The organism is Rhizobium sp. Root149 (assembly GCF_001427345.1).
In the GTDB taxonomy this organism is placed as follows: domain Bacteria; phylum Pseudomonadota; class Alphaproteobacteria; order Rhizobiales; family Rhizobiaceae; genus Neorhizobium; species Neorhizobium rhizoryzae.
The window spans coordinates 560931-587432 of the sequence record NZ_LMGD01000020.1; the positions used below are offsets into that span (position 1 = coordinate 560931).

The 26502-nt window shown below is 57.8% G+C and carries 26 protein-coding genes; 25 read left to right on the top strand and 1 reads right to left on the bottom strand.

Annotated elements, in window-relative coordinates; all coding sequences use genetic code 11:
• Nucleotides 1-216: 216 nt before the first annotated feature.
• The 22 genes from ASD54_RS14900 to folD all read left to right on the top strand — a co-directional run bounded on the left by ASD54_RS14900 (nt 217) and on the right by folD (nt 21425).
• A complete protein-coding gene (locus ASD54_RS14900; RefSeq protein ID WP_062555362.1) occupies nt 217-849 on the top strand; it encodes a hypothetical protein in 633 nt (210 codons plus the stop codon).
• Nucleotides 846-2150, top strand: coding sequence for a MotB family protein (locus ASD54_RS14905; protein WP_062555363.1), 1305 nt, complete (start codon nt 846-848; stop codon nt 2148-2150). Before ASD54_RS14900 ends, ASD54_RS14905 begins: the two co-directional genes overlap by 4 nt.
• Nucleotides 2150-3427 carry a chemotaxis protein MotC gene (gene motC / locus ASD54_RS14910; protein ID WP_062555364.1) on the top strand — a complete coding sequence of 426 codons (1278 nt, stop codon included), beginning with the start codon at nt 2150-2152 and terminating at the stop codon, nt 3425-3427. The genes ASD54_RS14905 and motC overlap by 1 nt, the downstream gene beginning before the upstream one ends.
• A 4-nt stretch (nt 3428-3431) precedes the next feature.
• Nucleotides 3432-4904: a flagellar hook-length control protein FliK gene (locus ASD54_RS14915; protein WP_062555365.1), complete on the top strand. Its 1473-nt coding sequence runs from the start codon at nt 3432-3434 to the stop codon at nt 4902-4904.
• Nucleotides 4876-5409: a lytic transglycosylase domain-containing protein gene (locus tag ASD54_RS14920; RefSeq protein WP_244484769.1), complete on the top strand. Its 534-nt coding sequence runs from the start codon at nt 4876-4878 to the stop codon at nt 5407-5409. The genes ASD54_RS14915 and ASD54_RS14920 overlap by 29 nt, the downstream gene beginning before the upstream one ends.
• Before the next feature lie 283 nt (nt 5410-5692).
• Nucleotides 5693-6364: a winged helix-turn-helix domain-containing protein gene (locus ASD54_RS14925; RefSeq protein WP_062555367.1), complete on the top strand. Its 672-nt coding sequence runs from the start codon at nt 5693-5695 to the stop codon at nt 6362-6364.
• Nucleotides 6365-6587: 223 nt separating this feature from the next.
• The gene (locus ASD54_RS14930; RefSeq protein ID WP_062555368.1) at nt 6588-7808 is read left to right on the top strand and encodes a flagellar hook protein FlgE; all 1221 of its coding nucleotides are present in this window, start codon (nt 6588-6590) and stop codon (nt 7806-7808) included.
• 29 nt (nt 7809-7837) lie between these two features.
• On the top strand, nt 7838-9283 hold the full coding sequence (flgK, locus tag ASD54_RS14935) for a flagellar hook-associated protein FlgK (protein ID WP_062555369.1): 1446 nt from the start codon (nt 7838-7840) through the stop codon (nt 9281-9283).
• Nucleotides 9284-9286: 3 nt separating this feature from the next.
• Nucleotides 9287-10372, top strand: coding sequence for a flagellar hook-associated family protein (locus tag ASD54_RS14940; protein WP_062555370.1), 1086 nt, complete (start codon nt 9287-9289; stop codon nt 10370-10372).
• Nucleotides 10373-10409: 37 nt separating this feature from the next.
• The gene (gene flaF, locus ASD54_RS14945) at nt 10410-10757 is read left to right on the top strand and encodes a flagellar biosynthesis regulator FlaF (RefSeq protein ID WP_062555371.1); all 348 of its coding nucleotides are present in this window, start codon (nt 10410-10412) and stop codon (nt 10755-10757) included.
• Nucleotides 10754-11203, top strand: a complete 450-nt coding sequence (gene flbT / locus ASD54_RS14950) for a flagellar biosynthesis repressor FlbT (RefSeq protein WP_062555372.1) — start codon at nt 10754-10756, stop codon at nt 11201-11203. The genes flaF and flbT overlap by 4 nt, the downstream gene beginning before the upstream one ends.
• Entirely contained in the window at nt 11194-11715 is a 522-nt protein-coding gene (gene flgD, locus ASD54_RS14955; protein ID WP_062555373.1) for a flagellar hook assembly protein FlgD, read from the top strand. The genes flbT and flgD overlap by 10 nt, the downstream gene beginning before the upstream one ends.
• Before the next feature lie 142 nt (nt 11716-11857).
• Entirely contained in the window at nt 11858-12124 is a 267-nt protein-coding gene (gene fliQ, locus ASD54_RS14960; protein WP_062555374.1) for a flagellar biosynthesis protein FliQ, read from the top strand.
• 105 nt (nt 12125-12229) lie between these two features.
• Nucleotides 12230-14317, top strand: a complete 2088-nt coding sequence (flhA, locus tag ASD54_RS14965) for a flagellar biosynthesis protein FlhA (protein WP_062555375.1) — start codon at nt 12230-12232, stop codon at nt 14315-14317.
• Nucleotides 14314-15066 (top strand): flagellar biosynthetic protein FliR, encoded by a 753-nt coding sequence (gene fliR / locus ASD54_RS14970; RefSeq protein WP_062555376.1) that lies wholly within the window; start codon nt 14314-14316, stop codon nt 15064-15066. The genes flhA and fliR overlap by 4 nt, the downstream gene beginning before the upstream one ends.
• A 7-nt stretch (nt 15067-15073) precedes the next feature.
• Complete coding sequence (locus ASD54_RS14975) at nt 15074-15484, top strand: hypothetical protein (RefSeq protein WP_062555377.1); 411 nt, start codon at nt 15074-15076, stop codon at nt 15482-15484.
• 391 nt (nt 15485-15875) lie between these two features.
• The gene (locus ASD54_RS14980) at nt 15876-16433 is read left to right on the top strand and encodes a rod-binding protein (protein WP_062555378.1); all 558 of its coding nucleotides are present in this window, start codon (nt 15876-15878) and stop codon (nt 16431-16433) included.
• Between the two features lie 25 nt (nt 16434-16458).
• Nucleotides 16459-16824 carry a hypothetical protein gene (locus tag ASD54_RS14985; protein WP_062555497.1) on the top strand — a complete coding sequence of 122 codons (366 nt, stop codon included), beginning with the start codon at nt 16459-16461 and terminating at the stop codon, nt 16822-16824.
• Nucleotides 16824-17363 carry a hypothetical protein gene (locus ASD54_RS14990; RefSeq protein ID WP_062555379.1) on the top strand — a complete coding sequence of 180 codons (540 nt, stop codon included), beginning with the start codon at nt 16824-16826 and terminating at the stop codon, nt 17361-17363. The genes ASD54_RS14985 and ASD54_RS14990 overlap by 1 nt, the downstream gene beginning before the upstream one ends.
• Before the next feature lie 241 nt (nt 17364-17604).
• Nucleotides 17605-18294, top strand: coding sequence for a hypothetical protein (locus ASD54_RS14995; protein WP_156379230.1), 690 nt, complete (start codon nt 17605-17607; stop codon nt 18292-18294).
• Between the two features lie 18 nt (nt 18295-18312).
• The gene (locus tag ASD54_RS15000; protein WP_156379231.1) at nt 18313-20244 is read left to right on the top strand and encodes a hypothetical protein; all 1932 of its coding nucleotides are present in this window, start codon (nt 18313-18315) and stop codon (nt 20242-20244) included.
• Nucleotides 20245-20525: 281 nt separating this feature from the next.
• Nucleotides 20526-21425 carry a bifunctional methylenetetrahydrofolate dehydrogenase/methenyltetrahydrofolate cyclohydrolase FolD gene (gene folD, locus ASD54_RS15005; protein ID WP_062555382.1) on the top strand — a complete coding sequence of 300 codons (900 nt, stop codon included), beginning with the start codon at nt 20526-20528 and terminating at the stop codon, nt 21423-21425.
• A 6-nt stretch (nt 21426-21431) separates the two neighbouring features.
• Here folD and ASD54_RS15010 read toward each other — a convergent pair whose 3' ends face one another.
• On the bottom strand, nt 21432-22457 hold the full coding sequence (locus tag ASD54_RS15010) for a substrate-binding domain-containing protein (protein WP_062555383.1): 1026 nt from the start codon (nt 22455-22457) through the stop codon (nt 21432-21434).
• 272 nt (nt 22458-22729) lie between these two features.
• Here ASD54_RS15010 and ASD54_RS15015 point away from each other — a divergent pair, with 272 nt between their 5' ends.
• The 3 genes from ASD54_RS15015 to ASD54_RS15025 all read left to right on the top strand — a co-directional run bounded on the left by ASD54_RS15015 (nt 22730) and on the right by ASD54_RS15025 (nt 26475).
• Nucleotides 22730-24091 carry an ABC transporter substrate-binding protein gene (locus tag ASD54_RS15015; protein WP_062555384.1) on the top strand — a complete coding sequence of 454 codons (1362 nt, stop codon included), beginning with the start codon at nt 22730-22732 and terminating at the stop codon, nt 24089-24091.
• 205 nt (nt 24092-24296) lie between these two features.
• Entirely contained in the window at nt 24297-25310 is a 1014-nt protein-coding gene (locus ASD54_RS15020; RefSeq protein WP_062555385.1) for a sugar ABC transporter permease, read from the top strand.
• A 1-nt stretch (nt 25311) separates the two neighbouring features.
• The gene (locus ASD54_RS15025; RefSeq protein ID WP_062555386.1) at nt 25312-26475 is read left to right on the top strand and encodes a carbohydrate ABC transporter permease; all 1164 of its coding nucleotides are present in this window, start codon (nt 25312-25314) and stop codon (nt 26473-26475) included.
• Nucleotides 26476-26502: the final 27 nt, after the last annotated feature.

The window sequence follows — 26502 nt, forward strand, 5'->3', positions numbered from 1 at the left end:
CGCTGCTCGTCGGAATGGCGGCCCCTATCTTCACCTTCGCGCAAGTTTGAATTCCTAAAGTTCCAAAAAATTCACGCTGATCCGATAAATTTGTCGGGACATGTTTGGCATGCAGTAGGGTATGGCGAAAATCATGGTGGCTAGCTTTCGACGACTTGTGCCTTCGAGCGCTTCACCATGCGAAGGTCCGGCCTTTCGCAGTGCAGGAGAGGGACGATGACGGCATCCCTGACGCGATATCTGAAGGACTTTTCCACGCCTCCCGCGGCGCCGGTTCCGGTCGTCGCATTTGAGCTCGACAATGATTTCCATTTCGAGCCCCCAGCGCCAGAACCGTCTGTCGATCTGGAGGCGGAACGGGCAGCTGCATTTGCAGAAGGGCGCGCCGAAGGCGAGGCGGCCAGCGATGCGCGCTGGGAAGCGGAACGCGAGCGGCTTGTGGCCGAGCATGAGGCTGCTCTGATTGAACTACGTCATGAAATGGAAAGACAGAGCGCTGAACGTCTTGTCGAAAGCCTCGAGCGCATGCGCGAGGAGGCTGCCGTCGCCCTGGAGACGGCGGTGACTGCGGTTCTTGCGCCAGTGATGGAAGAGGCCGTTGCGCAAGCTATGGTCGCTGAACTTGCGCAACAGGTCATTGAGGCCCTGAAAAGCGAAGACGTCGCGAAACTGACGGTCCACGGCAGTCAGAACCTGTTTGAAATGTTCACCAAAGCCTTGGGCGAGAATGCCCCGGACATGCGGCACATCGAGACATCAGATCTCGATCTGTCCGTCGATATCAATGAGGCTGTCCTGGTCACCCGGCTTTCTGCCTGGGCTGGCAGCCTGAAGAAAGTGCTCGCATGAGCGAACAGAATCATCATCACGGCAAGAACGAAATCATCATCGTCAAGAAGCATGGCGGTGGGCACGACGGACATCACGGTGGTGCCTGGAAGATCGCCTATGCCGACTTCATGACAGCGATGATGGCGTTTTTCCTCGTGATGTGGCTGGTTAACGCCGCGAACGAAAAGACGACGGCATCTGTCGCCAGCTATTTCAACCCGATCAAGCTTTCGGACCAGACCCCGGCAAAGAAGGGCCTGGAAAAGCCGGTCGATGCCGCTGAAGGCGAGGAGAGCAAGGAGCGCTCCAAGGTCAAGGCCGATGCCGACAAGGTCGGGGCTGCCGCCGCAACTGGCGAGGATATGACGCAGGCCTCGGGTGAAGAAGCCAACTTCTCGGAAGCGGACTTCTTCCAGAATCCCTATTCCGTCCTGGCGGAAATCGCTCAGGAAGTCGGTCAGCAGGCCAATGTCAGCGCAAAGGGTGAGGGCGGCGCGAGTTCATCGGGCCCCGCAACGGGCGCAGACGGCGGCGAAGCCTATCGCGATCCGTTCGATCCCGACTTCTGGACCAAGCAGGTTGAAGTCACCCGTGCTGACGGACAGGCCAAGGCGCCGGCAGAAGTCAAGCCGGTCAATCCTTCCAACGAAACCATGCCGGAAATGCTGCCGCCGACGCCGCCTTCTGCGACGCAAACGCGCGGAGAACCGCCGAAGAACCCGGCAAACGTTGCGCAGGCCGGTGCCCCGGCCGCCGATATGCAACTGGCATCCGTCGCTCTCCCGCGACCCAGACCCGACCCTGCAACGGTGCAGGCGGATGCGGCGGCAGCGGCTGCTGCGGCTGCAGCCGAGGCACGCAAGGCTGATGAACTGAAGCAGCAGATCGAAAGCCAGATTGCAGGCATTTCGGGCAAGCTGGCGGAAGGTTTGATCGTGACGCCGGCTGAAGGTGGGCTTCTGATCACGATTTCCGATCAGCTCGATACGCCGATGTTCAATGTCGGTTCAGCCGTTCCTCGCAAGGAACTGGTGCTGGCCATGGAGAAGATCGGTGCAATTTTGAAGGATCGGAAGGGAAGCGTCATCATTCGTGGACATACGGACGGTCGTCCGTTCAAGTCGGGTGAAAACGACAACTGGCGGCTTTCCTCCCAGCGCGCCCACAGCGCCTATTTCATGCTGACCAAGGGCGGGCTTGCCGAAGACCGGGTAAAGCAGATCTCCGGTTATGCGGATCGGCGCCTTCAGGTTCCCAATAACCCGCTGGCTGATCAGAACCGGCGTATCGAAATCCTGCTTGAGGACGGCAAAGCCTGATGAACTGGCGAGCACGCCATGCTCTGTCTCTGCTTGCGGCAACGGCCATCGCGCTGGTTCTGCCGATGGACAGCCGTGCCCAGCAATCGCAAGAGACGCTGGAGCCCTACCAGATGCTGCGGTCCCTGCAATTTGTGCAGGATACGGTGGTCATGGGCGATCACTCGGCCGGTGCCATGCAGCGCTTCATGCTGTCCACCATCGATAAGCGGTTGCGCACCGCCGATATGCGCGTTTTCGAGGATCCGAGAAACGTCGACGCGGCGCTGATCTATGCCATGAGCGGCGGCAATCCCTCCACCCTGGAACTGATTGTCTCGAAGGATACGGCTGGCAATTTCGACAACCGTGTCGCCAATGCGCTGCGCAAATACCTGAGTGGTCGCGGTACGATGGTCGCGAGTGGTCTCGCAAACATGGTGCCGGAGTACCGCGATCAGCGGATCGGCCCTTACCTTGCGCTTGTCGCTGGCAATGTGATCATCGCGACGGATCAGAAGAAGGCCCTGGAGTTCTATGATACGGCACGCCTGCTGGCGCCCGGAACCATCATTGAGGAAGCGGCTCTGCGCCGGTCTGTCGCGGTCGCGGTCGAACAGGGGCTCGTTGCCAAAGGCTTCGGCTACGCACGCCAGTACGCAAGACGCTTCTCCCATTCTCCCTATGCCAGCCAGTTTGCGGATCTTTTTGTCGCTCTGGTTTCAGCTCATTTTGGAGAGATCACCGCCGAGGACCTGGACGGTGCGCTGGAAGTCATGGCGGATGATCGGGCGCGCGAGATCTATCTGAGACTTGCACGCCAGGCGACCATTGAAGGAAAGACCGAGCTTGCCAAGCTGGCTGCCGACAAGGCGGCTGAGCGCGGAAAATCACTCGCCACCAGCGGCCTGTCTGCTGCGAGCCTCTTCAGCAATGTTGCGCGCATGCCTGCGGGCAAGATGCAGGAGGCCGTCAAGGCCCTCGATCAAATTCCCGATAATGAACTCAGTGCAGAGGATCGCGCGCTGCGTGATGCCGCACGACGAATTGCCGCCGAGGTTCTGAAGGCTCCCAGCCTCGAAAGCCTCGGGCAAGACAAAGCAGAGACAATCCCCAATCAGATCAGTGCAGAACAAACCTCTGCACTGCCTGCGCATGATGCAGCAGGAGCCACGGCGAAGGGAGTTCAACCTCCTGCCGGTGAGGCGAAAGCGCTCGATCCCGACTTCAAGTCCTATGTCGACAAGGGTCGGTCCAAGCTGAGCGCTATCGATGAACTGCTGAAAAAGGACAAGTAGCGCGATGATTACGTCGGCCTTGAATTTGGGCGCGCCCGCCAGCGGCGCGGCGCCTCAGGACGCCGTGCAGGGACGCGGTGTAAAAGAAAAATCAGACGACTTCGGCAATGCTCTCTCCAGCGTCTCTCAACGCGAGTCCAAAGGGCAGGGCGAGGATCAGTCCGGGGCGAAGGCCTCAACCTCCGCCGATCTGGAGGCTGATGCCGATGCGCAGCCGGCGAATACAGTTTCGCGTGTTCGTATTGCGGGCAGCACGAACGCCTCGGCGGCGCTGCGCCTTGATCTCGCCATCGCAGGCAAACTAAACCCGAAAGTGGGTGCCGAAGTAAACTCCTTTGTAGCCGAGCCTCAACAGATCGAGGGCGACCCGAAGACGCAGAAGCAGGATAAGGCTGAGAAGGCTAAGACCAAGGCGCAGGGCAAGAACGCTGATGACGACGTCTCGTCCGATAAGACTGAAATAACCGCCAATCTTGAGCCCGACGTAAAGAAAACGGATGCCGAAAAGGCCGATCCGAAAACGGCAGCCACAGATGCAAATTCCGTGCTGTCACTGCTTTCGGGCTCGGCTGAAGCTGCAGCGGTTGCTCATTCCGGAGTGAAGATCACCAGCGGCAAGGCATCTGGATCCGGTGATTCCAATGACGGGAACCGCGATGCTGCACCGCTACAGAAACAGGTCGCTGCTGCGGATACACTGATGGCAACCGAACTTGATGTACCGGCGGAACTGCCGGTGGAACTGCCGGAGACCGGCGCTGGAGGCGGTGAAAAGACGTTCCGCTTTACTGGTCCGCGCGGCAGCAGTCTGGATATGGTCATCGGCACGGGCGCTGATGGCAAGACGACATTTGAAACCGGACGCAGTGGTAATGGCGGTGCCGAACAGGTCACGGTGCTCGATGCACGCCGGTTCCTGGGTTTTGGTACGTCCCAGAACGCAACAGCCCTGACGACAGCCATCTCGCAGGATCAGGACTGGGCTGCTGCCATGCATCCCAGTTCCGCTCTGTCGAATGCGGCTGCCCAGAGCAGCACCGGTAACGTCGTCAATACGCTGAAACTGCAGATGACGCCGGTTGATCTGGGGTCGGTCACAGCGACCTTGAGGCTCGTTGGAGAGCAGTTGAGCGTTCACCTGACTGTCGAGACGAGGGCGGCGCACAGCCAGCTCACAAGTGATAGCAGCGGCATTCTGGACGCGCTGCGCTCGCAAGGCTTTGCAGTGGATCAGGTGACGGTGACGATCACGCCGACATCGCAATCGGATAATTCGCAGCAGTCCAATGATGCCGGACAGCGTGGTGCCATGGCCGGGCAACAGGGCAATGGTGGCGCAGGGCAGGGACAGGGGCAGCAATCCGGACGTGCCGGAGTGCCCTTCATGACAGGAAATGATGACTATGAGACAGCCGCAGATCCGCGCTCTGGCGCTGCTTCTGGGCGCGATGTTCGCGCTGGCGATATCTATCTCTGATGCCGCTGCAGTAGCTGCTGGCGCCTGTGAGAAGGAAATCCAATCGGCTGCAGCAAAGTACCAGATCCCTGAAGGTATCCTGTATTCGGTCGGTCTGACAGAGACTGGTCGCAAGGGCAGCCTTTATCCCTGGGCGCTCAATATCGAGGGTAAAGCCTACTTCCCGGAGACCCCGATGGCCGCCATGCAGGCCTTCGAAGCGGCTCGTCGGGAGGGCAGGCAACTCATCGACATGGGTTGCATGCAGATCAATCACCACTTCCATGGCGAGAATTTTGCGTCTCCCCAGGAGATGCTGGACCCGCGGCGGAACGTCGAATACGCCGCGAAGTTTCTCCGCAACCTCCACGACCGCCACGAAACATGGACGATGGCGGTAGCCAGATACCATGCGGGACCGAACAATGACCCGGCACAAAAGCGGTACGTCTGCCGCGTCATTGCGAATCTGGTCGCGACGGGTTACGGCAAGTGGACACCGGGGGCTGCAAATTTTTGTCAGTGAATACAACTAAAAATTGGTTGCAGGGCGCCGCCGAATAGGGAGTGGCTGCAGATAGACTGATTTGGCGAAAAAGTGGCAAGAAAAGATCAGTTTTACGTTACGTTAACTTTTCCACTAATTTTTTGTGGGGAAAAATTGTCGCACCCACTAGATATAGAGCAAATCAGGAGCCGACCCTTAATCAACTATTAAAATCTATGGTTAATTTTGCGTAGTTGTTCATGAAGCCGCCGATTCGTACCCATAGATCATCGAGGCACCACACTGATTCGGAGGCGGACGAATGATCGTAGTGGTTGATGAGCGTGAGCTCGTGAAAGAGGGTTACACCTCATTGTTTGGGCGTGAGGGAGTACCCTCAACAGGGTTTGATCCCAGAGAGTTTGGCGAGTGGGTATCGACTGCGGCCGATACGGATATCGCAGCAGTTGAAGCGTTTCTGATCGGTCAGACCGAGCATGCGCTGGAACTGCCGCGTGCAATCCGGGATCGTACCGCAGCACCAGTGATTGCTGTGAGTGATCAGCCTTCGCTGGAAGCAACGCTGGCATTGTTCGACAGCGGCGTCGACGATGTCGTGCGCAAGCCGGTTCATCCCCGGGAAATCCTGGCACGTGCGGCGGCAATCCGTCGTCGTGTGAAGGCATTGACGAACTACACCGATATCGGACCGATCCGCGTTTTCGACGATGGTCGCGATCCGGAAATCCAGGGCGAGATCTTCCCCCTGCCGCGGCGTGAGCGTCGCATTCTCGAATATCTAGTCGCAAACCGCGGACGTCGCGTGTCGAAGACCCAGATCTTCAACGCCATCTACGGTATCTTCGACGAGGAAGTCGAAGAGAACGTCGTCGAAAGCCACATCAGCAAGCTGCGCAAGAAGCTGCGCAAGAAGCTCGGCTTCGACCCGATCGATAGCAAGCGTTTCCTTGGCTATTGCATCGACTGGAGCTGATTGAGCTTTCCCGAAAATAGACAGTGATTCACTTGGCATTAGCCGAGTTTAGCCCCGGAAATCGACAGCGATTTCCGGGGTTTGTATTTTGTATCTGCCTGTAGCGCTCTCGGTCTGACTTTGCTTCAGGATGTTCGGAATGGCTGATGAACAGCCGAAACAGCCAGCTTCACGCAAGGCCCGTCATCTAGTGTTGCTACCACAGGCAGAACGAGGAATTGATATGAGCCTTTACGGAACCATGCGGACCGGCGTGTCCGGAATGAATGCCCAGGCAAATCGTCTCAGCACGGTGGGCGATAACATCGCGAACGCCAGCACGGCCGGTTACAAGAAATCGTCGACCCAGTTTTCGTCGATGATCCTGCCGTCTTCCGAAGGTTCCTACAATTCCGGCGGCGTCAACACCACCGTCCGTTATTCCATCAACGATCAGGGCGCCTTCAGCTACACGACGTCCTCGACCGATCTGGCGATTGATGGTGAAGGTTTCTTCATCGTCGCTGGAGCCGATGGCACCGACTACCTGACCCGCGCAGGCAATTTCGAAGTGCAGGAAGACGGCACGCTGCAGAACTCGGCTGGCTTCACCCTGATGGGTTATCCTTACAAGGCCAATGAGGATCCGACGATCGTCATCAATGGTTTCGAAGGTCTGACGGAAATCAACGTCACATCTGGTGGCATGACAGCGACGCCTTCAACAGAGGGTCTTGTGGCAGGCAACCTGCCAGCCAAGGAAGCAATCGGGTACACAAAGTCCTCTTCGCTCGTCGCCTATGACTCGCAGGGTAATGGCAGGCTTTTGAACCTGACCTATGAGAAGACCGCTGATAATGAGTGGGAACTGACGGTCGACTTTACCGATTCGGGCACGCCGCCGGTCACCACCAACTTGTCGACCACAACGCTGACATTCGACGCCAACGGCAAATTGACGGCGCCAGCGGCACCGATCACCACCACGGCCATCCCATCCACAAGCCTTGGCGGTGCTGAACTGGGTGCGCTGGACATCGACCTCTCCAAACTGTCCCAGCTGGGAGCGGACTACTCGATTACCGGTAACATCAACGGTCAGGGCGCCAGCGCCGTCGACAAGGTCGAGATCAGCAAGGATGGCGTCGTTTCCATTCTCTACAAGAACGGCCAGTCGGTTCCGACCTATCGTATCGCCATGGCAAACGTGCAGAGCCCCAACAACCTTCGTCCGGTCGCTGGTAACGTCTACTCCCAGAGCAATGACTCCGGCGTCGTCGTCATGGGCTATGCGGGTTCCGTCGGTTACGGTGACATTCTGTCTGGTGCGCTGGAAGATTCCAACGTCGATATCGCCGAAGAACTGACCACGATGATCGAATCGCAGCGCAGCTACACGGCCAATTCGAAGGTCTTCCAGACCGGCTCCGAACTTCTCGACGTACTCGTGAACCTGAAGCGCTAACGCCAAGGCTCTCGCTGGAGTAATGTAACATGACGCTTTCCACCGCACTGAATACAGCCCAGGCCATATTCAACAATACCTCGAAGCAGACGCAGGTCGTTTCGACGAATATCGCCAACGGTCAGAACGCGAACTATGTTCGCCGTTCCGCCTCGTTGACTACGGCTGGCAACGGTGCGCTGGTTGCGTCTGTCGACAGAGCCCAGAACAATTCTCTGTTGCGGCAGACCATCACGGCAACCTCTGTTTCCACCGGCCAGTCCACTCTTCTCACCGGTCTGCAGGAAATGCGCGACCTGATGGGCAACAACGAGTATGACAACTCGCCGAGCAAACGCCTTCAGGACCTCTTCGACCAGTTGAGTTCTTATGCTGCCTCGCCGACATCGACCACGCTCGGGTCGACCGTCGTGTCGAACGCGCAGGATCTGGTGGATACGCTGAACAATATCTCTGCTGGCGTTCAGGGCATTCGAACCCGCGCCGACGCAGAAATCCAGAGCCAGGTCGACAAGCTGAATGGCCTGCTCGGCCAGTTCGAGGCTGCCAACAATCAGGTTGTTGGTGCAAAGATCACGGGATCGGATGCCAACAACGCGCTGGATAATCGCGAAACGATCCTGAAGCAGATTTCCAGCATCGTGGGTGTCTCGACTGTCGTTCGCGACAATGGCGATATGGCCATCTACACCTCCGAAGGCACCACGCTTTTCGAAACGATCCCGCGCACGGTATCCTTCAGCTCGACCAATGCCTATGCGGCGAATGTCACCGGCAACCCGATCTACATCGATGGCGTTGCGATCACGGCAGGAGAGGGCGGAGACACCAGCGCATCCGGTTCGCTGCAGGCCCTTTTGCAGATCCGTGACGAGATCGCGCCGAAATTCCAGAGCCAGCTCGACGAAGTTGCGCGCACCTTGATCGTGTCCTTTGCTGAAACCGGTCCTTCCGGGGCACTGCCACCTCTCGCGGGTCTCTTTACAAACGGTGTGGATGATGCGGTCGATGCGACCGGCACGGTCATTCCGGGTCTTGCGGCATCCATCAAGGTCAATCCCCTGGCCAAGGGCAATCCGACCATGATCCGCGATGGCGGGTTCAATGGCGCTGCTTATGTCGTCAATACGGGCGGCTCAGGCTACTCGAAGCTGCTCGACAGCTATACGCAGGCGATGAAGACGACGCGCAGTTTCGACCAGGCGACGGAAGTGAAGGGCACGCTGAGCCTCATGACCTACTCGTCGGCTTCGACGTCCTGGCTGGAAGCGATCCGTAGCACGGCCACAGCCGCAAACGAAACCAAGACGGCGATGGAGGCACGGGCCTCGGAAGCCTACACAAGCGAAACCGGCGTCAGCCTCGACGAGGAGCTCTCCCTGCTTCTCGATATCGAGCAGTCCTACAAGGCGGCGACCAAGCTGGTCAGCACCATCGATGAAATGATGGCAGCCTTGCTACAAGCGGCAGGATAAGACATGAAGACTTCATTCAGCTCGACGATTTCAGTTCAGACCAGCCTTAGAACGGCAATGGCGAAAGCCCAGAATGAACTGATGAAGGCAAACGAGGAGGTCACTACCGGCGTTCACGCCGACATGGGTGTCTCTCTCGGATCGCAGACCGCACGCAATCTTGATCTGACGCGCGATGTCATGCGGATCGAGTCGCAGCTGACAACAAACTCGGTCGCCGTGACGCGTCTGGACTCTTCCGAGGCGGCACTCAACAATATGTCGACATCGGTCGACAAGGTTCGCGGCGCACTCGCCTCGCTTACCTCCAGCGCGTCGACGCTGGACGATGCCCGACGCACGCTGACCTCCGCGCTCGATTCGTTCACAGACGCGGCGAACTCGTCGGTTGCTGGTGAATATCTGTTCGCGGGCACGAACACTGACGTCAAGCCGCTGACATCCTTCACGGAAGCCGGATCGCCATTTAAAGCGGCTTACGATGCGGAACTGAACCAATTTTTAAGTGCCAACGGGATACCTTCCAAGAGCGCCATGACGGCAGCTCAGGTGGACAGTTTCTTGACGGATCTCGAAGCAAAGTTCAGCGGTACCACGACCTTGACCGACCCGCCCCACGCGGGCCAGGCCGGACAGGATTTCTGGACCACGTTCGTTTCCAATGCAAACGATACGAACATGACGACGCGCATCAGCGCCAATGAGGTGGTCGATACATCCACCAACGCGAATGGGTCCGGTTTCCGCAGCTTCGTCTTCGCCGCCGTCGTTTCCAACGAATTCTTGACGACAGACATCCCGGAAGCTTCGCGGCAGGCAGCGGTAAAGGTTGCCAGCGGTGCCATCGGCCGGGCCGAAACCGGGATCACCGCCGCTCGCTCAAACCTTGGTATTTCCAGCGAGCGCGTGAAGAACGCGAATGAGTCTCTCGAATCTCAAAAGAAGATCTTCGAACTTCATCTGAATGATCTGCAAGGTGTCGATGCCTATGAGGCATCCACCCGCGTAACATCGCTGAAGGCTTTGCTGGAAGCGTCCTATACCTTGACGTCAAGAATACAACAATTGAGCCTCGTAAACTTCCTTTGATGATTGAAGGAAGTGACTGAAAATGAAGGATACATGAATGTACCAGTTTTCATATGCCGAGATCATGGAGGACGACGTCGCGGACGCCAAAAGCCGCGAACGTCAGGCGCTCGATCGCTCGATCGAACTCCTGAAGGCGGCCCGTGATACTGCCGAGTATTCCGGCGCCACCATCGAGGCCTTGTTTTTCACCAGGCGTGTCTGGATCCGCTTTATCGAGGATCTGCGCCAGCCGGAGAACGAGTTGAACGCCGAGCTGAGAGCCAACCTCATCTCCATCGCCATCTGGATCTTGAAAGAATGCGAGCGGATTCGTCAGAGACAATCGCAGAATTTCCAGGGCATCATCGACGTGACCACCATCATCAGGGATGGACTTAAATGAAAAGTACGCTGCGCATTTCGCTGAAGTCTGGCGAACGAATCTTCATCAATGGCGCGGTATTGCGCGTTGACCGCAAGGTAGCCCTTGAGTTTCTCAACGACGTGACATTCTTGCTGGAGAACCATGTTCTGCAGCTGGAAGACGCCACCACCCCTCTGCGTCAGCTCTATTTCATCGCGCAGATGATGCTGATCAATCCGGAAGGCAAGGAGCAATCGCTCGCCATGTTCCGGAAGTCGATCACCATGCTGCTGGCCTGCTTCAAGGATGACGAAGTTCTGGCCGAACTGAAGCGCATCGATGCAATGGTTGTCAGCGGCCGTGCCTTCGATGCCTTGAAGGCCATCCGCGGCCTCTACGCCATCGAGGATCGTATCCTCAACAACCAGGAAATGACGCCGGCTACCGTCGAGCAGATTCGCCGGGAAATCGCGCCATGGCGGTAGATTCGGTTTCAAAATCAACCGCGGCGTCGAACCCTTGGGCCAATGCCGGAGCTTCGACCAAGGACACGGACAAGGCGAGCGTCAATTACGACAGCTTCCTGAAGCTTCTCATCGCACAGATGAAGAACCAGGATCCGACCTCGCCGATGGACGCGTCGGAGCAGATTTCTCAGCTCGCCTCCTTCTCGCAGGTCGAACAGACCATCCAGACGAACAACCACCTGAAGAGCATGCTTCAGGCCGAAGCCCTGACGCGCGCCGGTGACATTGTCGGCAAATATATCATGAGTGCCGATGACACCGTGACCGGCAAGGTCAAGGAAGTTCAGGTCTACTCGGATGGCGTGATGGCTGTGACGGAGGGCGGCGGCAAGGTTCTGCTGCAGGCTGGCGTCGTGGTGTCTGACCGCGAAATTCCAAAGCCGACGACCACGACGACGAGCGCAACCGGTTCATCGACCGAGACCACGACGAACACAAATACCAACACGAACAACGGCAGCTCCAGCTGAACGGCTGGGCCGCCGTCCCGAAAGGTTCGTGGCATCACATTTGAATTCCATCCGCGCAAATTTGCGTTTCCACCTTTGCGCGGAGATGGTCTAAGCGAGAGCTTGGACGGTCCTGAATGATTCGGGGCCATGGAGTGGCGACATGAATGAAGCCGATGCCCTGGAGATCATGCAGGCAGCAATGCGCACTGTGTTGATCGCAGCCGGTCCCGCAGTTCTGGCGGGCATGCTGGTCGGTGTCATCATCGCCTTTATCCAGGCCTTGACACAGATCCAGGAAATGACCCTGACATTCGTGCCGAAGATCGTCGCTATCCTTCTGTGCTGCGGTCTTGCTGCTCCCTTCATCGGATCGCAGATCAACCTGTTCGCGGAGCTCGTTTTCTCCCGGGTCCAGTCCGGCTTCTGACGCCCTGAACAATCCTGCCATCCTCGCGCAAGCTTCAGCCCCTAATCTTGCCATGACGAGGTGCGCTCTGCGCACCGCCTTCTCATGAGGAGATGGAAAGAAGCGATGGCACAACCACCTGCATTAGCAATTCCGAAGGTTAATCCCAGCGGCCGCGATATTGGTTTCGCCACAGGCATTATCGCAATCCTGTGCGTACTCTTCCTGCCTATTCCGACCTTCCTGATTGATATCGGTCTGGCTTTCTCAATCGCCTTTTCCGTCCTCATCCTTATGGTCGCGTTGTGGATCCAGCGACCGCTGGATTTCTCATCATTCCCGACGATTCTCCTGATCTCGACAATGATCCGTCTGTCGCTGAACATCGCGACGACCCGAACGATCCTGTCTCATGGTCACGAGGGGCATGATGCTGCCGGTGGCGTGATCGCGGGCTTTGCGTCTCTCGTCATGTCCGGCGACTTCATGATCGGGGTGATCGTCTTCTGTATTCTCATCACGGTGAACTTCATCGTCATCACCAAGGGTGCGACGCGTATCGCGGAAGTCGGTGCCCGCTTCACCCTCGATGCCATCCCCGGCAAGCAGATGTCGATCGATGCCGACCTTTCGGCCGGTATCATCGATGAAAAGGAAGCGCAGCGCCGCCGCCGCGAACTCGAAGAAGAAAGCATGTTCTTCGGTGCCATGGACGGTGCGTCGAAGTTCGTCCGCGGTGACGCCATCGCGGGTCTCCTGATCACGGGCATCAATATCTTCGGCGGCATCATCATCGGCTACTTCCGTCACAGCATGGAAATCGGCCAGGCGGCAGATGTTTTCGTCAAGCTCTCCGTGGGCGACGGTATCGTTTCGCAGGTTCCGGCCCTCATCGTGTCTCTGGCAGCCGGCTTGCTCGTCACCCGCGGCGGCAGCTCCGGCACCGCCGACAAGGCCGTCATTGATCAGCTGGGCGGCTACCCGCGCGCGCTTTCAATGTCTGCCGGTTTGATGGCGACGCTCGCACTCGTTCCTGGGCTTCCTTTCGTGCCCTTCATTGCGCTTGGTGGCGTTATGGCCTTTGGTGCCTGGATGGTTCCGCGCCGGCTGGAAGCCGAAAGCAAGCAGCGCCGCGATGCCGAAGAAAAGATGGCAGTGCAGACGAAGGAAGCCGACAAGGATTCCGTGAAGTCGATGCTGAAGACATCCGAGATCGAGCTGGCTCTGGGCAAGCAGGTCTCGACACGTCTTCTGGGCGCGCATCAGGAGCTGGCGTTCCGCGTCGGCAAGATGCGAAAGAAGTTCGCGACCCAGTACGGCTTCGTCGTGCCTGAGATCAAGGTCACCGACGACATCGCCATCCCTGAGAAATCCTATCAGATCCGCATCCATGGCACGACGGTCGCATCCAACATGCTGCGCGTCGGCGATGTTCTCGTCGTGACCGGCTCCGGTCGCAAGCCCAGCATCCCGGGGGATGAGATTCGCGAACCGGCCTTTGGCATGCCGGCCATGTCCATTCTCGAAACCTTTGCGGAAGACCTGAAGCGTGAAGGCTTCCACCCGATCGACAACGTCTCGGTCGTGCTGACGCATATGAGCGAAGTCATTCGCAACAATCTGCCGCAGCTTCTGTCCTATAAGGATCTGAAGATCCTGATTGATCGAATGGATCCCGAATACAAGAAGCTGGCAGACGAAATCTGCTCCTCGCACATGTCCTATTCCGGCTTGCAGGCGGTCCTCAAGCTTCTTCTCGCGGAGCGCGTTTCCATCCGCAACCTGCATCTCATTCTGGAAGCGGTTGCCGAGCTTGCTCCCCATGTGCGCAAGACCGAACAGATCGTGGAACATGTGCGAGTGCGGATGTCGCAGCAGCTTTGCGGCGATCTGGCCGACAACGGCGTGCTTCGTGTTCTGCGTCTCGGAAGCAAGTGGGACCTGCTGTTCCACCAGGCCTTGAAGCGGGATGCCAAGGGTGATGTCATCGAATTCGATATCGATCCCCGACAGCTGGAGGAATTCAGTGAGCAGGCAAGCCGTGTCATTCGTGAATTCATGGACCGTGGTCTCCCATTCGTGCTTGTCACATCGCCCGAAACACGCTCCTATGTGCGCATGATCGTCGAACGATTGTTCGCCACCCTGCCTGTACTTTCCCACGTGGAACTGGCAAAGGGACTCGAAATCAAGATTCTAGGCTCGATTGGATGATAACCGACCCGCAGGGCTCAATGCTCGCCTTCTTTCTGGCTTTCTGCCGGATTGGCGGCTGCTTCATGGTCCTGCCGGGTTTTTCCAGTGCACGCATTCCCGTGAACGTTCGGCTGATCGTAACGATTGCCATCACGCTCGCGGTCCTGCCTGTCCTCTGGCCCACCATTTACAGTCGCACGACAGCACCGACTGCAGCCTATATGGGTTTGATCTTCTCGGAGCTGTTCATCGGCATCATGTACGGCATGATTGCCAGGCTCTATGTTCTCGGACTGCAATTTGCCGGGGCCGTGCTGACAAGCTCGATCGGCTTCACGGCACCTGCCGGGCATGACATTCTCGAAGACACGTCCGAAACCAGTGTCACCAGCTTCCTCACGTTCAGCGGACTTCTTCTGCTTTTCATGATGGATTTCCATCACGTCGTCTTCCGGGCACTGGTCGATTCCTATGACACGACCCCGCTCGGCGCCCTGATCGAACCCCAGAAGATGCTGATTACGCTGACGGACACCCTGCGCGCCTCGACGTCAATCATGCTGCGCCTCGCCAGCCCATTCTTGATTTATGGTCTTTTGTTCAACGTGGCTGTCGGTCTGGTCAACAAGCTTGCGCCGCAGATCCCTGTCTTCTTCATATCAACGCCGTTCCTGATCGCAGGCGGCATGTTCATGCTCTATCTGGCCATCGGCGCCTTGACCCGGCAGTTCGCCGAAGGCTTCGATGTGATGTTCAACGCATTCTGAGGGTGCCATGGCTGGCCAGGAACCACGTTCGAAGAAGTTGAAGCGCCTCGTCAACGTCCAGCGGCAGCTGGAGCGGATGGCGGAGGGAGAGCTTGCCGCAAATACCGAGCAGCGCCGCGAGGTCGAGCAATCCATGGAGGTCGTCATGGAGGCGATCAGTTCCGGCAAGCCGGTGCATATGCAGTTCTCCCGCAATTATTCGGAACGCTATGGTCGCTTGATGATCAAGGACAAGCAGCTTGCCGGTGTGCAGCAGGTTCTGGAAAGCAAGGTTCTGCGCGAACGAACCAAAGGGGACCGGCTTGAGGAGCAGATGAAGGAGGCGCGTGAACTCGAAGATCGGGAACGCGACGATAATGCCATTTACGAACTTCTGGAACTGACGCTGCTCACCGGTTCCGGCAAGGATCACACCTGATCCCTGTTCTTTCCCTCGTTAATCTTCGAATTGTCTGGTTATTAAATTCATTTAATACAGATACTTACATATAGACCAATCACCGCGCGCGCATTCCATCAGGCACAACTAATATTTTTTGCCTTGGCCCCAGATTTGCCAGAACAACGCCAGCCTGCAGCAAGGTTCACTCAGCATAATCACCTCCAACACGACATGAGGGCTCCTTGTTCCGTGATCTCAGCGCGGTCGTATTGATGGCCGACACGTGATCGATCACCCGGTGTCCGTGAATTCGGGAGGCGTTCGCTGCATCTGTGCGTGCACGTGTGTCTTCCGTTCCGACTGATGCAAAGACCGCATGGCCTGGATGTGACAGGCGGCGGTGCTTGTTCAACGAAAGGACGTGGAGATGGCAATCTCTCCTCCAACCGATCTTGTGATGGATGTGCTGCGTGCGGCCGATCCGACTGCCGTTCAGGAGGCTCAGGCCAAGCTGACCGCAAACCGGGCCGCCTACAGTGCGACGAAGCTTGCCGCAGCCGGGAAGGGCTTCGGTGCCACGCTGGAAGGGCTCGATGGCATTGGACACAAGACCCGTATCGATGTTGCTCACGAAAGCAAGAAGTCTGCGGAAATGCCGGAAGAATATCGAAAGTTCGAGGCTTCGATTCTTCAGAACTTCGTCAATACGATGATGCCGAAAGACAGCGAAGCGGTCTACGGCAAGGGGTCTGCAGGTGAATTCTGGCAGAGCATGATGTCGGAGCAGATCGCCGATCAGATGTCCAAGAGCGGCGGCATCGGTATTGCGGAGCAGGTGTTCAGGCAATCCCTGGATCGCATGCGCAATGAAGCCACGCCCAATGCAACAACCGACAAGGACAGCCGCAATCGTGCAGTCAGCATGATCGACGAATTCGAACGCAAGGTCTTCGATCTGGCGCCGTCAGAGCGCAGCGAGGCATAATATGAATACCATTGGGGCAGAAAACATGGATGTCATTTCCACCGATTATCGCATCAAGACGGTGCTGGGCCGCCTGGAGATGATCATCGACAATGAGAACGAGCGAATCGGCAAGGATGCGATGTTCGACCTCAAGGTCTCGAATGCGCACAAGAGCAGATGCCTTTACGAATTGACCATGCTGGTTCGCACGACCGATCCCAAGGAACTGGCCTTTAACCACAAGCAGCAAATGCATGTTCTGAAAGACAAGCTTGCCTTGAATGCTCGCCGGGTTGAAGCGCATCTTCATGCCGTGCGGTCGGTCGCCGACATTCTCAAGAATGCCGCGCGCGATGCCGATGGCGATGGCACCTATACCCAAGAACAATTCCTTTACAGCGAAGTCTGATGATCAAACTCCTTCTCACCGGTCTCTGGGTTTGCGCCGTGACCTTGGGCGCGGTCTACGGATCCGTCCAGATGTCGAAACCGAAGCCTGTCGTCGACGAGGCAACGCAGTTGCGCAACAAGTCGGAACTGGTGAAGGGGGAGAACATCAACGTGCCTGTGCTCAGCAAGGGCGCGGTTCAGGGGTACTTCATCACACGGATCTCCTTCCTGATGGACAAGGAAAAGATCAAGGGCGTGCATCTTCCAACGACCGAGATGATGACCGACGAACTGTTCACCCTGCTTGTCGGCAACAAGATGGTTGATCTGGGAAATACGAAGGCCTTCGATCTCGACGGTTTTCGAAAGGCCATCAAGGAAAAGCTGAATGAGCGTTTCCAGGGCGAATATGTTCTGGATGTGCTGGTCGAACAGCTGGATTACCTGTCCAAGGACGACATCCGCACCAATGGCGAGCGTCCGCAAGGCAAGCAGGTTCAGCCGACGAAAATTGTTGAAGGCGTAAAACTCGAAGCTCCCGCCAAATCCGGTCACTGACCGTATCCGGCCGGGCTTACTCCCAGTCTGCTTATCGCTTCAGGTTCTGTTGCAACGGGACAGGGAGATGAGCAGGATCCGCTCGACCGCACCGCTATGCGGAGAGCTGGAAAAACGAACGCAACCAATCGAGTGAATTGATGCTCTCTTCCGAAGCAGGCAAGCCGACCGTCAGACATAGACCTGCGACCGCAGAGGCGAAGGGTTGCAGGCCTGCTGGCCGGCAGACCGGGGTTCTGCCATGACCTTCCTGAAATCCGTTCGCGACGGAAAACCCAGTCTCGGCTTCTGCCTCGATTTCTCCTTCCACAGCAAGCTGGAAAATCTCTCGCTTCTGGAGGCCATGACGGATGTGCGGGTCGGCTATCGGGCCGTTTCCTTCGTCAATCTGCCGCAACTTCTCAAGAGCGCCGTCAATCCTGCCTATCGCGAGCGCCTTCAGCAGCGGATCCTTTTGCCGGGGACGCCGGGCGTTGCGAGGATAATTCGTGTGGTAACCGGCCGATCCTTGTGCACGGCAATGCCGCCGCAGGATTTTGTACCTGTCCTTCTCTCTTTCATGGCAGAGCCTCGCAGGATCGTGCTTGCCGGGCGAGATCGTGTTCGTCTCTCGGCAGCACGGGATCATATTCGGGCGCAGGTTCCCTGGCATCAGGTCTATGCGACGCATCTTTCGCCTGCCAGTCCGGGGGATCAGACAGACCGGCTGCGTGCCGAAATCGGCGGTGTTCGTCCGCATCTGGTCCTGCTGGATTGCGAGACGCTACGCGACGAAATTGTCATGGAGCCCGCGCTCGCAAGCGCCTATGATGGCCTGGCCCTGATTGCGCCTGCCTATTTTGCGAGTGCCCCGGCCATTTCTGGCGGTTCCAGCCTCGCAGAGGACCCCTCGTTAACGATTTGTTCGCCAAATAAATTTAGCTTGTCTTAATCAAAGGCAGGCGCGTCCATGCGCGCCAATGGCATGGTTGATACGACGATGGCGATCGGCAGCACGAAAAATGAGCGGCTTGCAGAGCCTGCATTACCGGATGCATCCAGCAGGAGCGCCGGCAAATCAATGCTGTCTGCTGTCATCCTTCTGTCAAGCGCAGCTCTTGGTGCGTTCATCCCAGGCGTGCTCCCCCTTGATTTGCAGCAGAGCTATCAGGCGTCAGCCGTCTATTCGCTCAGGCCGTTGCCGCAGTCGACGGACGCAATTGCGGAAGCAGCGCGCGCGCGACTGACGCAGCAGGAAACCCTGGCCGCCATTGCAAAGCAGCTCGACTGGAACCGGTTGGGTAAGACGGGTGAGCAGTCCCAGACAAGCATTGGCTTCCTCAGAGAATTGATGACCGGCAGGGAAATGACGCTCGGTCGCTCCGAGGCGGCTCAACGTGAGCGCCTGGAGCAGATGCTGCTTGTCTCCGCGGCGGGCTATCCCGGCGCCATTCTCGTCTCGGCATCCTCGACCGACGCGCAATTTGCCGCCGATGCAGCCAATGCAGCGGCGATGCAACTCGCTTCCCTTGAAGGTGGAGCTTCGTCTTCCGGAAGTGGCTCTCAGATCGATATCGCTCGAAAAGCGCTCGAACAGGCCCAGATCGCACTCGATAATGCCGGTGTTACAGATGAGGCCGTGCGCGCTGAACGCCAGATCGAGGTTGAACGTGATGCCTTGGCCGCTGATGTAGAGCGGCTCCAAGGGCAGATCGATGATCTGACGAAGCAGGCAGAAACTCTTTTGAAGATGAAGTTCTCGGATGTGCTTTCTCAGCCATTGCCCGAGGAACTGGCCCAAACCGGCCTGGAGAGCCTGCGTCAGCGTTACCTTTCCGCCCAGATGAACGTGGATCAACTTTCTGCCGAATTAGGGCCGCGTCACCCGCGTTTCCTGGCGGCAAAGGCTGCCGCCGACGAGGCGCGCGCAGCCGTTGCCAAGGCCTTGTCCGGCGTCGTAGCGGATCTCAACCGGCAGAAGGCGCGGGCTGCAAAGGACCTGGATGGCGTCAAGCCGAAGCTTGAGGTGCTGCAGAAACGAAGCGTTCCAGAGCCCGTTACGCGACGCCTTGAGCTTGAAAAGAATGTCGAGAATGCGCGGAAGATCTATCTGGATCGTCTCCGCGCAGCAAACATAAGCCAAGCCTCAACGATAAAGGCGGAGCTGACCACAACGGCGACAGCGGCCAATGCGTCCGTGATCGGGATGCCCCATTGGGTCTACGCGATCCTTGGCGCGCTTGCAGGCTTGTGCCTCGGTGGAGCATGCCTTCCATCAAGACGCCTGTCGCATTCGGTGGAGGGTACTGGTTCTCCTGCAATGTATCCGCTGGTCGCGGATGCCGGGACCATCCATGAAACCCATGCCGTTGAGCCGCAGCCGGAAGTGGCTGCTGCGTTGCTGCAGCCCCCGGTTTCGCTGCAGCCCTACAGAGCGTCGCAGCCCAGCGTGCAGACCCTGCGTGAGTTGGAGGAGGTTGCATTGGATCTGGATGCGCAGGAGACCCGCCTGGATCCGGTTCGCGTGCCGCATTTCGAGGATTACTACGGTTCAGATCTCGACCCGATGCAAGATCGCGCCTTCCATCATGCTGACCGCAGCGAGCGCCGCGCCAAGAGTGAGGAGTTTGAAGCTGTCGCAGCCAATGACGATCGCTCCCTGGCCTGGCTGACGGAGCTAGTTCTCGCCAACAGAATGTCGGAAGCAAGCGGCGAGCCGCTACCTTATCTTCTGGCCACCATCATGCAGGGCCGCAGCCCGGCCAGTGAAATCCCCGAGGCTGCGGACGGGGCAACCGAGGCTGAACTTCAGCAGCTTCTGGCTGAGCTCGAGATCCTGCGGCGCGAATTGGCGCAGCACGAAGCCGCCGAACGGCAGAGCCGCTTCGCAATGGCGAGCTGAGCGCGGATCCTCGTCCTCTATCGGTTTATGGTTCGGCCCTGAGCGCCGTACCGCGCCTCCCTCTTGCATTCCAACGCCCGAGAGCCTAGTCACCGGCATCTGAAGTTCGTCCAACACAAGCAGGCGCTTGAAGGGACTTCGGATCCCTGATGGTGATCATCAGCGAATGGATGTGGTGAATTGTCGAGATTCGGCCCGATGCCTGATCTGTACGACCACCCGACCTTTCAGATGCATCACATATCTGGCGGTGGTTCGGCGCCTGAGCAGGAGGGCATGCCTTGGCAGATATCATTGATGGCAAGAAATCCGCAGCAGTGGTTACCGATGCGGTCAGCGAGGCTGCTGGCCGTCTTCATCGTGAAGCGGGGTTGCAGCCGGGGCTCGCCGTGGTCATTGTCGGTAATGATCCTGCAAGCCATGCCTATGTCGGAGCCAAGAGCCGCATGGCCAAGAAGTGCGGCTTCAACTCCATGCAATACACGTTGCCGGAAGAGACGACGCAGGATGAGTTGGAACAGCTTGTCGAGAAGCTGAATGCTGATCCGTCCGTCCATGGAATCCTAGTTCAGCTGCCGCTGCCTGGCCACCTTCAGTCCGAGGCGGTCATTCAGTCCATTCGCCCGGAGAAGGATGTGGATGGGCTTCACATCGTCAACGCAGGCAAACTTGCCACGGGCGATCTCGCAAGCGGATTGATCTCCTGCACACCCGCCGGTGCAATGCTGCTTCTGCGCGACCGCCTCGGCGCGGATCTTTCCGGTCTGAACGCTGTCGTCATCGGTCGCTCCAATCTCTTCGGAAAGCCGATGGGGCAATTGCTTCTCGCCGCCAATGCAACCGTCACGATGGCTCATTCGCGCACGAAGGATCTGCCTGCCGTCTGCCGTCAGGCCGATATCCTGGTCGCCGCTGTCGGTCGCGCGCAAATGGTCCGAAAGGATTGGGTGAAGCCCGGTGCAACCGTCATCGATGTCGGCATCAATCGGATTGATGCGCCCGAGAAAGGGGAGGGCGGCACCCGTCTTGTCGGTGATGTGGCCTTTGATGAATGTGCCGATGTTGCGTCCGCAATCACCCCTGTTCCAGGAGGCGTTGGCCCGATGACGATTGCCATGTTGATGGCAAACACCGTGATTGCGGCCTATCGTTCTGTCGGCAGGCCAATCCCGAAATTCTGAGACGTTTCAGGCGGGTGCCGTCGCCGTTGAGGCGCGCAGGATGAGTTCGGCGCGCCAGAGTTCCCGTTGCTGCGCATCGAGCTCCTCGCCATTGACGGCTGCAATCAGGCGTTCGGCAACCCGGCGTCCCGCATCGCGGATCGATGAGCGCGTGGTGGAAAGCGGGGTGCTGAAATGCTCCGGCCTCAGCAGATGCAGATCGTCATCATGGGCGATGAGCGAGATGTCGGCGCCGACTTCGAGACCTGCCTGCCGGATCGCCCGAACGGCTCCAAGAGCCAGAACCGTACTGGCGCAGAGGACGGCAGTCGGAGGGTCTTTGCGTTCAAGAAACCGGGCCATGTGCTGGAAGCCGTGGCCGTCTGTCATCACCGTGCTGCTGACCAAAGCAGGATCGAGGGACAGTCCGCGAGACCCCAGCGCCTTTTCTATTCCCAGTCTCCGTCGCTGTGCGAAATCGAGATCGGCAGGGCCGTTCAGCATGGCAAACCGTCGATGGCCAAGATCCAGCAGATGCTGCGTAGCTTCGGAAAACGCAGCTTCGTTATCGACGTCGAGATAGGGATAGTCTTCCGCAAGGTTTGCAGAGCGGCCATGAACGATAAAGGGCAGGGGCAGGGACTTTGCCATGGCGATACGTGGATCCCGCTCCCGCATATAGGCAATGTAGTAGCCGTCGATCGAGCCGCTAGAAACCAGATCCCTGATGGCCTGTTCTTCCTGCTCGCGCTCGGCTGGCATGATCACGAAATGAAAGTCGTGCTTCAGACATTCATCCGCAAGTCCGCTCTGGAACTCTGCAAAATGAATATCGACCGGTTGTTCGGGTGTGATGGGCATGACGATGCCGAGCGACCCGACTTTTCCCGTGGCGAGCCTTCTGGCCACCCGGTTTGGCCGGTAGCCCGTTTCCTCTGCTGCCCTTAGAACACGGGCGCGCGTCTCCTCGTTCACCTCCGGATACCCGTTCAAGGCGCGACTTATGGTCGTCTGGGACAGACCCAGGAGATTGGACAATTCCTTGAGATTCACAACCCTTTACTCCCTTCGGGCTGCTGAGAATGACCGTATTACCCTCGTTCAAAGCGCTTCGGAAGCCGAAATTTTGCATTTTGGAAAAAATCCAACAAATTCGACTTCTTGGCGGTGTGCCCTATTCTATTTTGAGCCGCTTGCTCGTGTGAGGTGTGATGTCGCTCTTGACTCTCCCCCACATGCTATGTGTACTTTGTCTCCAAAGCGCTTTGGAGACGCTTCAGATTTTGGTCCTTTGGGCCGATCCGTTCATGATGGGAGGACGATTTATGAAACATTTCTTGCTGGCTGGCGTCGCAGCCTTGTGCCTTGGCGTGGCTTCAGCATCCGCTGCCGATCTCAAATTCGCACCGGGTCAGGATGCGAAGTTCAACTGGAAGAGCTACGAGGACTTCAAGAAAGCCAACGCCAATCTCAAGGGCCAGAGCCTGACGATTTTCGGGCCATGGCGTGGCGATGACGAGAAGCTTTTCCGCAGCGTTCTGGCTTACTTCAACGATGCGACCGGCGCGAATGTTCAGTATTCCTCGTCCGAAAACTACGAGCAGCAGATCGTTATCGATACGCAGGCCGGTTCGCCGCCGAACATCGCCATCCTGCCGCAGCCCGGCCTCCTGCAGGATCTGGCCTCCAAGGGCTTCCTCGTCAATCTGGGTGCCGAGACCGGCAAATGGGTGGAAACCAATTATGGCGCGGGCAAGTCCTGGGTGCAGCTTGGCACCTATAAGGGCAAGGATGGCAAGGATGGATTCTTTGCCTTCCCTTACAAGGCGGATCTGAAGTCGCTTGTCTGGTATGTTCCGGAAAACTTTGAGGAAGCCGGTTACAAGGTGCCGAAGACCATGGAAGAACTGGTCGCGCTTTCCGACAAGATCGTGAAGGATGGCGGCACACCCTGGTGCATCGGTCTGGGTTCAGGCGGTGCGACCGGCTGGCCGGCAACTGACTGGGTCGAAGACCTCATGCTGCGTATGAACACGCCGGAAACCTACGACAAGTGGGTCAGCAACGAAGTCAAGTTCAACGATCCGAAGGTCGTCAGCGTCATTGAGGAATTCGGCAAGTTCGCCAAGAACGAGAAATATGTGAACGGTGGCGTTGCCGCTGTCGCCTCGACGGATTTCCGCGATAGCCCGAAGGGTCTCTTCGGCATTCCGCCCAAGTGCTACCTGCACCATCAGGCCTCGTTCATTCCGACATTCTTCCCGGAAGGCACGAAGCTCGGCACGGATGCAGACTTCTTCTATATGCCGACATTCGCTTCAAAGCCGGAACTCGGAACGCCTGCTCTTGGTGCTGGTACGCTCGTGACCATCACGAAGGATTCGCCTGCCGCCCGCGCCTTCGTGGAGTTCCTCAAGACGCCGATCGCGCATGAGGTCTGGATGGCGCAGTCCGGCTTCCTGACGCCATACAAGGGCGTGAATACGAACACCTATGCCAATGATGCCCTGAAGAAGCAGGGCGAAATTCTCTCCACCGCCACCACCTTCCGCTTCGACGGGTCCGACCTGATGCCCGGCAAGATCGGCGCTGGCGCATTCTGGACCGGCATGGTGGATTATGTCGGCGGCAAATCTGCCAAGCAGGTTGGTGATGAGATCCAGAAGGCCTGGGACGGCCTGAAGTAAGTTCGCGATGTATGGGCCGCCGGGCGTCTCTCGTCCGGCGGTACGGGAGGTCTCCGCAGCAATTCGACGGGAATTGCTGCGCCCGGATGAGGCGCCGCTTGAATCTTGAGGTTTGAAGCTTGAGGCTCACGCGGCGCCTTGCCCAAAAAGCCGGCATGATCAGCCGGACAAGAAACGGCCCGAAGCGGGCTTGTGAGGAGGGGACATGGTTTCGCAAATTGTGTCGGCCATCGGTGTGATGGTCGTTGGCGTGTTCATCTGCGCGCTATACTACTGGATGTCCGACAAGATCCTGAATGCCATCTTCCCGGTGCCGGTGGGAAACGTCACCCTTGCTTCCCGCAACCTCAACCGCCGTGCCGTCGTTCGTCCCTGGCTGTTTCTGGGTCCAGCCCTTCTGCTGCTCGGCATCTATCTGGTTTATCCGGTGGTCGCGACGTTCATCCTGTCCTTCTATGACAGGGCGGGCGTGGAATATGTCGGTCTTGCCAACTATCGGTGGGCCTTCTTCGATTCAGGTTTTCGTCAGTCCATCTTCAACAACATTCTGTGGCTCGCCGTCGTTCCAGCAGCCTGCACCTTCTTTGGCCTCGTGATCGCAGTTCTGACGGATCGCATCTGGTGGGGCAACATCGCCAAAAGCATCGTCTTCATGCCAATGGCCATCTCCTTTGTCGGCGCATCTGTCATCTGGAAGTTCATCTATGAATATCGCGGTGGCAACGACACGCAGATCGGCCTGCTGAATGCCATCGTCACCTGGTTCGGTGGCGACCCGCAGGTGTGGATCTCGATGCCATTCTGGAACAACTTCTTCCTGATGATCATCCTGATCTGGATCCAGACCGGCTTTGCTATGGTCATCCTGTCGGCGGCGCTGCGTGGCATACCCGAAGAAACCATCGAGGCCGCTGTCATCGACGGCGCGAACGGCTGGCAGATCTTCTGGAAGATCATGGTCCCACAGATCTGGGGAACGATCGCCGTCGTCTGGACCACGATCACCATTCTCGTTCTCAAGGTCTTCGACATTGTGCTGACCATGACCAACGGCCAGTGGGACACCATGGTTCTGGCAAACCTGATGTTCGACTGGATGTTCCGCGGCGGCGGCGATAGCGGACGAAGCGCCGTCATCGCGCTCATCATCATGGCAGCCGTCACGCCGATCATGATCTGGAACATCCGTCAGGCCAACCGCGACGCAGGAGGACATTGATATGACGAGCCTCACCACCCGTCTGAAGCGCGTCGGTCTCCCACGCCTCATCGTTCACCTTTCCGTGCTGTTCATCGTCATCCTGTGGCTGATACCGACGCTCGGCATTCTGGTTACCTCCGTTCGGGACAAGGGCCAGATTACCACATCCGGCTGGTGGACGGCGTTCGGCAGCTCCTCGCAAACCAGCGCCGGTCGGCTGGGTGATCCTTCCACCGCCAAGCAGGAAGGTGCGAACTATGTGATCCGTGGTTCCGTGTTCGAAAACGGGCAAAGCGGAACCGTCAAAGCCTTTGGTATCCGCGTTCAGGAACCGGCTGCTTTTCCGGCGGGCAAGCCTGCCGATCTGGGTGAGGGCGAGTCGCTGACCGTGCAGGAGGATGGCGCTTATGTCTATTCCAGGAACGCGCCGTTCGAAGGCTCGCGTGGCAAGCGCATCTACCTGACGGTCACGACGCCGCCGGTGTTTACGCTCGATAACTATCGAACGGTTCTTTTCTCGGAAGGCATCGGGCAGGCCTTCATCAATTCGCTGACGGTAACGATCCCGGCGACCATCATCCCCATACTAATCGCTGCCTTTGCCGCCTATGCTCTGTCATGGATGCATTTTCCGGGTCGCGCGCTGATCATTGCGCTGGTTGTCGGTCTCATTGTCGTGCCGCTGCAAATGTCGCTGATCCCGCTCTTGAGGCTCTATAACGAAGTCGGCAATTTTCTTGGAACGTCATCCAAGACTTACGCAGGCATCTGGCTGGCGCACACCGCTTTCGGCATGCCGCTCGCCATCTATCTGCTTCGCAACTACATCGCCGGTCTTCCCAAGGAGATCATCGAGAGCGCACGTGTCGATGGCGCCTCTGATTTCGAGATCTTCCTGAAGATTGTTCTGCCGCTCTCCTTCCCGGCCTTGGCGTCCTTCTCGATCTTCCAGTTCCTCTGGGTGTGGAACGATCTTCTTGTCGCCATCGTCTTCCTCGGCACAGGCCGTGATCAACTGGTCTTGACTGGAAGTCTGAACGCACTTCTGGGATCACGCGGCGGGAACTGGGAAATCCTGACGGCTTCGGCTTTCGTCACCATCCTGGTGCCGCTGGCCGTCTTCTTCGGGCTTCAACGCTATCTGGTACGCGGTCTCCTTGCCGGTTCGGTCAAGGGCGGCTGAGTATCTCTCCATTCAAGGTTCAATCTG